This is a genomic window from Synechococcus sp. CS-1333, assembly GCF_025128015.1.
Taxonomy (GTDB): Bacteria; Cyanobacteriota; Cyanobacteriia; order PCC-6307; family Cyanobiaceae; genus MW101C3.
The window spans coordinates 19,068-28,317 of sequence record NZ_JAHLYO010000013.1 but is presented as its reverse complement, the minus strand read 5'-3'; the positions used below and the strand labels follow the sequence as shown (position 1 = coordinate 28,317).

The 9,250-nt window shown below is 64.6% G+C and carries 8 protein-coding genes; 5 read left to right on the top strand and 3 right to left on the bottom strand.

What is annotated here, in order from left to right:
- The first annotated feature begins 690 nt into the window (after positions 1 to 690).
- The 5 genes from KQ303_RS04465 (at position 691) to KQ303_RS04445 (ending at position 6,995) form a co-directional block, all read left to right on the top strand.
- Positions 691 to 969, top strand: a complete 279-nt coding sequence (locus tag KQ303_RS04465; protein WP_259729312.1) for a helix-turn-helix domain-containing protein — start codon at positions 691 to 693, stop codon at positions 967 to 969.
- A 734-nt stretch (positions 970 to 1,703) separates the two neighbouring features.
- Positions 1,704 to 3,038, top strand: a complete 1,335-nt coding sequence (locus KQ303_RS04460) for a CmpA/NrtA family ABC transporter substrate-binding protein (protein WP_259729311.1) — start codon at positions 1,704 to 1,706, stop codon at positions 3,036 to 3,038.
- A gap of 156 nt (positions 3,039 to 3,194) precedes the next feature.
- On the top strand, positions 3,195 to 4,028 hold the full coding sequence (ntrB, locus tag KQ303_RS04455) for a nitrate ABC transporter permease (protein ID WP_259729310.1): 834 nt from the start codon (positions 3,195 to 3,197) through the stop codon (positions 4,026 to 4,028).
- Positions 4,029 to 4,094: 66 nt separating this feature from the next.
- Positions 4,095 to 6,098 (top strand): nitrate ABC transporter ATP-binding protein, encoded by a 2,004-nt coding sequence (locus KQ303_RS04450; RefSeq protein WP_259729309.1) that lies wholly within the window; start codon positions 4,095 to 4,097, stop codon positions 6,096 to 6,098.
- Between the two features lie 57 nt (positions 6,099 to 6,155).
- Positions 6,156 to 6,995, top strand: a complete 840-nt coding sequence (locus KQ303_RS04445; RefSeq protein ID WP_259729308.1) for a nitrate ABC transporter ATP-binding protein — start codon at positions 6,156 to 6,158, stop codon at positions 6,993 to 6,995.
- A gap of 117 nt (positions 6,996 to 7,112) precedes the next feature.
- Here the strand turns inward: KQ303_RS04445 and KQ303_RS04440 are convergent, their stop codons facing one another.
- The 3 genes from KQ303_RS04440 to KQ303_RS04430 form a co-directional block, all read right to left on the bottom strand.
- On the bottom strand, positions 7,113 to 7,607 hold the full coding sequence (locus KQ303_RS04440) for an Hsp20/alpha crystallin family protein (RefSeq protein WP_259729307.1): 495 nt from the start codon (positions 7,605 to 7,607) through the stop codon (positions 7,113 to 7,115).
- Between the two features lie 229 nt (positions 7,608 to 7,836).
- Entirely contained in the window at positions 7,837 to 8,388 is a 552-nt protein-coding gene (locus tag KQ303_RS04435) for an MEKHLA domain-containing protein (protein WP_259729306.1), read from the bottom strand.
- Complete coding sequence (locus KQ303_RS04430) at positions 8,366 to 9,235, bottom strand: SWIM zinc finger family protein (RefSeq protein ID WP_259729305.1); 870 nt, start codon at positions 9,233 to 9,235, stop codon at positions 8,366 to 8,368. The genes KQ303_RS04435 and KQ303_RS04430 overlap by 23 nt, the downstream gene beginning before the upstream one ends.
- Between the last annotated feature and the right edge of the window lie 15 nt (positions 9,236 to 9,250).

The window sequence follows — 9,250 nt, the reverse complement described above, 5'->3', positions numbered from 1 at the left end:
GCTCCAAGGCCCTGAGACGATCGTCTCAGGGCCTTGGAGCAGGGCCTGACGTCACAGCTTCTCCGGCAGCCAGCCAGCCAGAGAAGCAGATGGCAACGTCCTCAACGAGAGGAAGCGTGTGGATACCGCACGGCCACAGGTGGGCTGCCACAACCGAGCTCAACGTGTGCCGCTTGCGCATCACACATGCCGGTCGGATTTGCGCATCAGACTGACAAGGCGGACTCAAGCAAGAAGCTTGCACATCGGGACGATGCGGTGAGTTTGCACATCGGGCTGGTGCACAGGACTGATGCAGCGGGCTGATTCAGAGGGCTGATGCAGCGGACTCGCGTTGCGGGCTGATGCAGCTGGTTTGTACGAATGGTTTCACTCTCTCCTAGCCACTGGCGGCCAGCCACCATGACGATCCAGCCACCCATGCGGACGCTCAAGCTCACTCTGGAATCCAGGAGCCTGGTGCCCTCGGTGCACTGCTGGAGAGTGAATGATGGGTACGTTCGCACCAACACCTGGTCGCCGGATGGAGAGGTGGTCACCATCGGATTGGCGGGCCCTGGTGACCTTTTGCCACCCCCGAGGCCCGAGTGGCAACCAACCGAGAGGGCCTGCCTGACAAGGACCCTGCTCATGGAGGTGACACCTTCGCAGGAGGAGTTGACAGCCTCGCTCCACAGCCAGATCGCCCAGATGACCACCCTGCTGAGGATCGGTCGGTTGCGTCCGGTCGACACCCGGCTTCTGCATCTGCTGCGCTGGATCGGCGAGCGCTTCGGCATCGTCAACAGCCGGGGAACCCTGCTGTCGCTTCAGGAGATGAACCTGACGCATCGCGTGCTGGCCGAGATCTGCGGCACGACGCGTGTGAGCATCACCAAAGCCCTGAGCCACTACAAGACCGCAGGAATGATCGGGACGCAAGGAGAGGTTGACCTGCTGCTGCCGCATCCCCATCGGACGCTGTATTAAGAGCGGCAGCGACAGACGTGGCTGCCCCTTTGCCCCCAAAGCAGCAGTGAGCGAAGGGCCTGGGAGTTGGGGGCAAGTCGTGGGGAAAGAGCGGGGGATGGCGCGTTGATGCCAGGACGCCGCGATGGGGCAACGCGAAAGGGAGGTGCGGAGTGATATTGCGTCGGGCAATGCAGTGGAGTCGTGCGATGGGTCGTGGGTTGGAGCAACGCATTTGGCCGTGCTCTGGAACCATGCGCTGGGTCATCCATTGGTGCGAGGCGTTGTTGCGAGGCGTTGGAGCGAGGTGTTGGGTCGTGCTCCGGGCCGTGCGGTAGAGCCAGGTGTTGGTGCTAGACACCGGGGGCATGCGTTGGGGCCAGGAGTAATGGCCACTGGAATCGCGCCACTGCGTTGATGCAGCCTGGAAGCGGCTGGTCTCCTGGAAAGGGGAAAGTCGAGTGAAGACCCAGCCACAGACCTGCTGGGATACCCACTGGTCCGGTGGTCGAACTTGGATCCATAGGCTGCTCTGATCGATTTCATTTGCATTACTGCGTTACCGAATGACCCAACCGCCTCTCCCAGCCACTAACTTCTCTCGACCGCCGCAACGGTGTTCCATGCTCCATCCCTAGGGCCGTCAATTAGGTAATCCATCACCAGCTTCTTTGGTGAACCTGGACTCGATCAAGCCTTGCATTCCTGGACCTGAAGTCCATCCATCAACACCATTACTCCCTCTCCAGACTCCGATGACGAGACGCCGCCGTTTTCTCGCCCTCATGGGCAGCGCCATGCTGGGCACCTCTCTGCTGGCCGGCTGCATGGGCAACCCTCCTGATTCCGGAGGCGGGGGCGCCAGCGCACCGGCGCCGGCCACCGCCGACAAGGGGCTTGAGACCAAAACCATCAACCTGGGCTTCATCCCCATCCTTGAGGCTGCGCCCCTGGTGGTGGCCGTTGAGAAGGGTTACTTCGCCAAGCATGGCCTTGAGGTGAACCTCACCAAGCAGGCCAGCTGGCCCTCCGCCCGCGACAACGTGGTGCTCGGCAGCGCCGGCGGCGGCATCGATGGCGGCCAGTGGCAGATGCCCATGCCCCAGATGATCAGCGAGGGCGCGATCACCGATGGCAAGAAGGTGCCGATGTACGTGCTGGCGATGCTGATGAGTCAGGGCAACGGCATTGCCGCAGCCAACAGCGTGAAGGACGGCAACCTCAGCGTGGATCTCAAGGCCAGCTCGCCGGGCTTCTTTGATGCCTTCGCCAAGAAAACCGGCAGCAAGTTCAAGGCCTCCTACACCTTCCCTAAGGCGAACCAGGAGATCTGGATCCGCTACTGGCTGGCCGCCGCCGGTGTGGACCCCGACTCACAGGTGGAACTGCTGACGGTTCCCGCCACCGAAACCCTCCAGGGAATGAAGAACGGCACGATGCAGGCCTTCTCCACCGGCGATCCCTGGCCTTCTCGGATCGTCAAGGACGAGGTGGGCTATCTGCCGGCGATCACCGCCCAGATCTGGAAGTCCCACCCCGAGGAGTATCTGGCGGTGCGGGCCGACTGGGTGGACAAGCACCCCAAGGCCACCGTGGCCCTGATCAAGGGGCTGATCGAAGCCCAGATGTGGATGGACAAGGCCGAGAACCGCGCCGAGGTGGCCACGATCCTCAGCTCCCGCAAGTGGTACAACATTCCCGCCCCGGTGCTTGAAGAGGCGCTCAAGGGCCAGTACAAGATCGGCGCCGACATGAAGCCGGAAACGGATCCGGCGATGGGGCCGCTCTACTGGGCCAGCGATCGTGGTGTGATCTCCTATCCCTACAAGAGCCTCAGCCTCTGGTTCCTGCTCGAATCGATCCGCTGGAAGTTCTATCCCGGCGTGGTGGATACGGTGGATCAGGCCAAGGCGATCAACGACAAAGTGGTTCGCGAAGATCTCTGGATCACGGCGGCCAAGGAACTGGGGCTCCCCGCTGCGGACATCCCCAGCTCCTCCAGCCGCGGCAAGGAGACCTTCTTTGATGGCGTGATCTACGACCCGGAGAACCCTCAGGCCTACCTCGACAGCCTGAAGATCAAGAAGTGAGTTTGAAGTGATCCTTCACCGGGGGCTCTCAACCCCCGGATTTTTTTGCGAGGCGCATAGCCAGTCAGCCTGCTGCTCACCTAATGTCCACACCCCGGTCTCAACCGCTCCGGGCCGTATCCCGTTACCAGAATTCATTTTCGGAGTCTCCCTTTCATGGTTCCCACCTCATCACGCCGCCCCGGGGCATCCAGCAGTCCCCTGAAATGGGTCGCCCGAAGCTCCGGCAACTGGTTGCCGCCGCTCCTGGGCATCGGCGGGTTCCTGTTGGTCTGGCAGATTCTTTCCTCGCTGCAGCTGATCGCCCTGCCTGCCCCTTCGAGCCTGTTCACCGAAGAGCGCACGCGCACCCTGATTCTCTACCCTTTCTATGACCGCGGTGGCCTCGACAAGGGCCTGTTCTGGCAAACCATGGCCAGCCTGTCGCGGGTGGCCCAGGGTTACACCCTCGCAGCACTCGTCGGCATCGCCGTGGGGATCACGATCGGCCTCAAGCCCACGATCAACCGCGCCTTCGATCCCCTGTTCCAGTTCCTGCGCATGGTGGCGCCCCTGGCCTGGGTTCCGATCGCCTTGGTGCTGTTCCAGAACAACCAGCCGGCCGCCATCTTCGTGATCTTCATCACGGCGATCTGGCCGATCCTGATCAACACCGCTGAAGGGGTGCGCCAGATCCCCCAGGACTACCGAAACGTGGCCTTGGTGCTGCAGATGTCGAACCGGCGCTTCTTTACCAAGGTGCTGATCCCCTCCGCTCTCCCTTACATCTTCACGGGCCTGCGCATCTCGATCGGTCTGGCCTGGCTGGCGATCATCGCGGCAGAGATCGTGATGCCCGGCACCCTGGGCATCGGCTTCTTCATCTGGGATGCCTATCAGCAGAACTACGTGGGCGAGATCGTGCTCGGCGTGATCTGGATCGGCGCCATCGGCCTGGTGCTCGATCGGCTGATGGCCTGGCTGCAGACCCGCATCTCCCCGGGCCAGTGAGCCCGTCGAGCTCGTTCCCTTACCTCCTGTTCCTTTCCCCAGGCCCCTCAGAGCCAACCCCCAACGATGACGACATCCCTGGTTGACGTCCGTGCGATCGACAAGAGTTTCGATCTCCGCGGCGGCGGCACCTACCTGGCCCTCAAGGGCATCGACCTGGAGATCCAGAAAGGGGAATTCATCTCCCTGATCGGTCACTCCGGTTGCGGCAAGTCCACCCTGCTGAACATGATCGCCGGCCTGGATCTGCCAACCGAAGGCGTGGTGCTGCTGGAGGGGGAGGCGGTGAAGCGCCCCGGCCCCGAAAAGATGGTGGTGTTCCAGAACTATTCGCTGCTGCCGTGGCTCACGGTGCGCGAGAACATCGGCCTGGCCATCGATGAGGTGATGGGTGATCTGCCCAGGGCCGAGCGGAATGCCATCGTCCAGGAGCACATCGAGATGGTGGGGCTCGGCCCCGCCGCCGACCGGCTGCCCCTGCAACTCTCCGGTGGCATGCGCCAGAGGGTAGCGATCGCCCGGGCCCTGGCGATCCGCCCCAAGCTGCTTCTGCTGGATGAACCCTTCGGCGCGCTCGATGCGCTGACGCGGGGCAATCTGCAGGAGAAGCTGATGCAGATCTGCAACGAGCACGAACTCACGGCGGTGATGGTCACCCACGACGTGGATGAGGCGGTGCTGCTCTCCGACCGCATCGTGATGCTCACCAACGGCCCCGGCTCGGGAATCGGCGGCATCCTCGAGGTGGACATCCCCAGGCCCCGGGCCCGGCTGGAGGTGGTCCATCACCCCAGCTACTACAGCCTGCGTTCCGAGATCATCTACTTCCTCAACCGTCAGAAGCGGGTGAAGCAGTGGCGGGCCCGGCCCCACCAGACGGTGGCCCGCCACGGCCTTGAGAAGGTGAACCTTGATCTGGGCTTCCTGCCACTGGCCGCCAGCGCGCCCCTGGCGGTGGCCGAAGCCCACGGCCTGTTCGCCAAGCACGGCCTCGATGAGGTGCAACTGATCCGCGAACCCACCTGGCGCGGCATCGTTGATGGGCTGGTTGACGGCACCCTCGACGCCTCGCTGATGCCGGCGGGCATGCCCACCTGGATGACGGCCGGCGGCCATGGCGGTACGCCTTTGCCAATCGTGACCTCTCTCACACTCAGCCGCAATGGCAACGGCATCACTCTGGGCCGTCGCCTGGCAGAGCAGGGGGTACGCACGGTGGACGATTACCGCGCCTATCTCAAAAGCCATGAGCGCGAACCCCACACGATGGGGATCGTGCACCAGGCCTCGATGCACAACCTGCTGCTGCGCTACTGGCTGGCAGCCAACGGCATCGACCCAGACAAGGACGTGCACCTGCAAGCGCTGCCGCCGGCCCAGATGCTCGCCGACCTCAAGGACGGCAGCATCGACGGCTACTGCGTGGGTGCTCCCTGGCTGGATCGTGCCACCCGTGATGGCCACGGGATTGCTGTGGCCGGTGACTTGGCGATCTGGCCTGGCCATCCCGGCAAGGTGCTGGGCGTGCGCGAAGACTGGGCGATCACCTACCCCAACACCCACATCGCCCTCACCAAGGCCCTGCTGGAGGCCTGCCAGTACTGCGCCGATCCGGCCCACTGGGCAGAGCTCAGCGAGTTGCTCAGTGATCGCCGCTATCTGGGCATCAAGCCAGAGCTGATCCGGTTCAGTGAGGCCAGCGCCGATGTGGACAGGGGCGGACCGGAGAGCGAAGCGGCTGTGCCGCACCACCTGTTCTTCGGGGAGGGACTGAACCGGCCCAGCCGCACCGAGCACCTCTGGATGATGACCCAGATGGCCCGCTGGGGTGACATTCCCCTGCCACGCAACTGGGTGGAGATCCTGGAGAGGGTCTGCCAGGTGGGGGTGTTCAGCACCGCCGCCCGCGAACTCGGCCTTGAGGCGATCAGCTACCAGCGCCAGGGCATCGCCATGTTCGATGGCCAGCCTTTCGATGCCGACGACCCGGTCAGCTACCTCAATGCCCAGGCGATCAAGCGGGATTTCAGCATCGCCGAGATCCCCCTGGCCCCACCACGTCGCGGCTGAGAAGCCCGACAGCATCCGCCTGCCCTTTCTTCCCCAGCATTCTTCAGCACCCCACCCATGTCCACCCTGATCCAGCCATCCCTGCAGGGAGTGTCACGCCCACCGGCCGAAGCCTTCCTGCGCTTCGAAAACGTCAGCAAGGTGTACCCCACCGCCAAGGGGCCCTATCCGGTGCTGGATGGCATCGACCTAGGCATCAACCAGGGCGAGTTCATGTGCGTGATCGGCCACTCCGGTTGCGGCAAATCCACCCTGCTCAACATGGTGTCGGGCTTCGCCACCCCCAGCGATGGCCGGGTGGTGCTGCACGGCAACACGATCACTAAGCCAGGCCCCGATCGCATGGTGGTGTTCCAGGGCTATGCCCTGCTGCCCTGGTTCACCGCCTACGAAAACGTTTACCTGGCAGTGGATTCGGTGAAACCGGAACTGCCGACCCATGAGAAGAAGGAGATCACCCGGGAGCACCTGGCGATGGTGGGGCTCACCGATGCGGCCGACAAGAAGATCCTGCAGCTCTCGGGGGGAATGAAGCAGCGGGTGGCGATCGCCAGGGCCCTGGCGATCCGCCCGGAGGTGCTGATCCTGGATGAACCCTTCGGCGCTCTTGATGCGATCACCAAGGAGGAATTGCAAGAGGAGTTGCTCACGATCTGGAACACGCAGCGCTGCACAGTGCTGATGATCACCCACGACATCGATGAGGCACTTTTTCTCGCCGATCGCCTCGTGATGATGACCAACGGCCCGGCCGCCAAGATCGGCGAAATCATGGAGATCAGCTTTCCAAGGCCCCGCAACCGCGAGGAAATCATGGAGGATCCTCTCTACTACGAACTGCGCAATCAGGCGCTTGATTTCCTCTACAGCCGCTTCGCCCACGACGACACGGAGTGAACAGCTCGGGGCCGATGGTCCGGGCTCGCCATGAAAAAGCCCCGGCCAAGGCCGGGGCTCGGGGACACAATGCGACGGGCCCAAAGAGGCGGCAGCACCCGCCCCCTCTGCCCAGTATCAGCCTTCCACCTTGACGTTCACCGTGGTGACCGTCTGGGCCTTGGGCGCGGTGATCGTGAGCAGACCATCGCGGTAGTGGGCTTCGAGGCCTTCCCGCTGCAGGCCGCCGGGGAAGGTGAAGCTGCGGCTCCAGGTGCCGTAGCGGAACTCGCTGTGCAACGGGGCCAGGCGGGCGGACGCCTTGGTTACAGGTGTGGCTGCTGGGGACGGGGCCTCTGAGGGCGCGGCCGCCGCGTCCGGGGCAGGGCGGTTGCCATCGGCCTTCGCCCGCGCCGGGGCGTGGCGCTCGCTGCGCCGTTCGGCGCTGATCAGCAGGGTGCGGTCGGTGGCTTTGACATCGATCGAGCCTTTGTCGACACCCGGCAGCTCAAGAACGATGGTGTAAGCCTGATCGTTCTCATGCACTTCGGCGGCCGGCACGCGCTCGGCCTGCAGCACTTGCTGCTCCAGCCGCTCGAACAGATCAAAGGGGGATTGGCGCAGGGTCAGCATGGGGATGTCCTCCACAGGTTGGCTGAGGTGATGGCATTCAGGTTCTGCGATTCGCAGGCACCTGTGATGGTGAAGAACGGGGAATCACTTCGCCCGTGCAGCTACCTTCGCCAACTCGAATGAAACGGTGAGACGAAAGAACCGGCCCTTTTGGTACGGCGCTCCTCCCCTGATTCGGTGGGCCCCACCGCGCGGTGGTGAGAACCGATCAAGGCGCCACCAGCGCTGCTCAGAGCCACCACCAGTGGCTGAAGGCCGCCGCCTGGCCGTGGTCGCGGCCATCGGCATCCCGCAGTGTCCAGAGGCGGGCGCCATCGATCACGAAGCGGCGGCCGTGGCTGTCGATGCGCACGCCGCGGTAGCCGCTGATCGCCTGGCGGTGCCGCGCCAGCGCCAGCAACCGCTCCCGCCCCTCACGCTCGGACGGTTCGGCAGTGAGCCGCGACGGCAGACCCACCATCGCCGCCCAGGGCCGGCGCCACAGCCGCAACGCGGCGGCATTGGCGTAGATCAGGCGGGGATCGGCCGGCGCTGTGGTGCCACCGGCCAGGCCATCGTCGTGGGCGAGCACCACCAGGGGGGCAGCGAACAGCTCCTGCGCCTGATGGCGTGCATCACCGGCCGCCGCCAGCTGGGTGGGGCCGGCCACCAGCGCCAGCAGCGGACGACCGAAGGCCAGCTGATGGGAAGCGAGCAGCAGGGCGGCGCGGGCCTGGCACGCCGGCGTCAGCCAGGGGGCCTCTGCAGGCCGCTCGGCCTCAGGCACCGCTGCTGGCGCCATCGCCGGCCCCGGCACTCATGGCGCAGGCCATGGCCTGCTGGCCGATGGCGATGCCCTGGCTGCGCAGCCGCTCGGTGAACAGGCGGTTGGAGTCGGGGAAGCGGGGCTCGGCGGCCAGCGGCAGTTCACCGGCCTCATCGAGGCCCATGTCCCCCTCCATCGCCGGGGTGATCACCACCAGATCGGGGTCAAGGGCGGCGGTGTAGCTCCACCAGCGGGTGGGATCGAGCACGGCCGGATGGACCGGGTGGGGTGCGGCGGCAGGCGCCGCTTCAGTGGCAGACGCCGCCAGCTGCCGGCGGCGTTGGGTGGCCAGATCAGCAAGCAGCTGGCTGCGGCTGCGGCCGCGCATCTGGAACAGCACGAAGGGGTCTTCGCTGAAGCGATCCCCCATCAGGTAATAGACAGCGCTGACGTGTTTGCAGGGGGCGGCCTTGTCGGGGCAGCTGCAATCGCAGCGCACCTCCTGCAGCTTGAAGGGGAACAGCCGTTTGCCGCTGGCGGCGAAGGCCCGCTCGATGTCCTGCGGCATCACCCCAGCCAGCAGCTGCGCCGACCAGCGCGCCTTCTGACCGAGCGCCTCCAGCACATAGCCCCAGTCTTCATCGGAGAGGGTGTCGAGCCAGAGCTTCACCTTGTAGGGCTCGGCTTCGGTGCCCTGCACCAGGGCTTTCACCCGCTTCCCTTCAAACAGGATCGACAGCACGTTGCCGGAGCGGGCGTAGGCCCAGGCACGCTCCAGCCGTTTCTTGTAGCGGTAGGAGTTGATCAGTTCCATCCACTGCTCCACCCACCAGGGCTGCTGGCCGAAGTGGGTGCTGACGATGGTGGGCGAGGTGCTCGTCATGGCGGAAGGATGGAA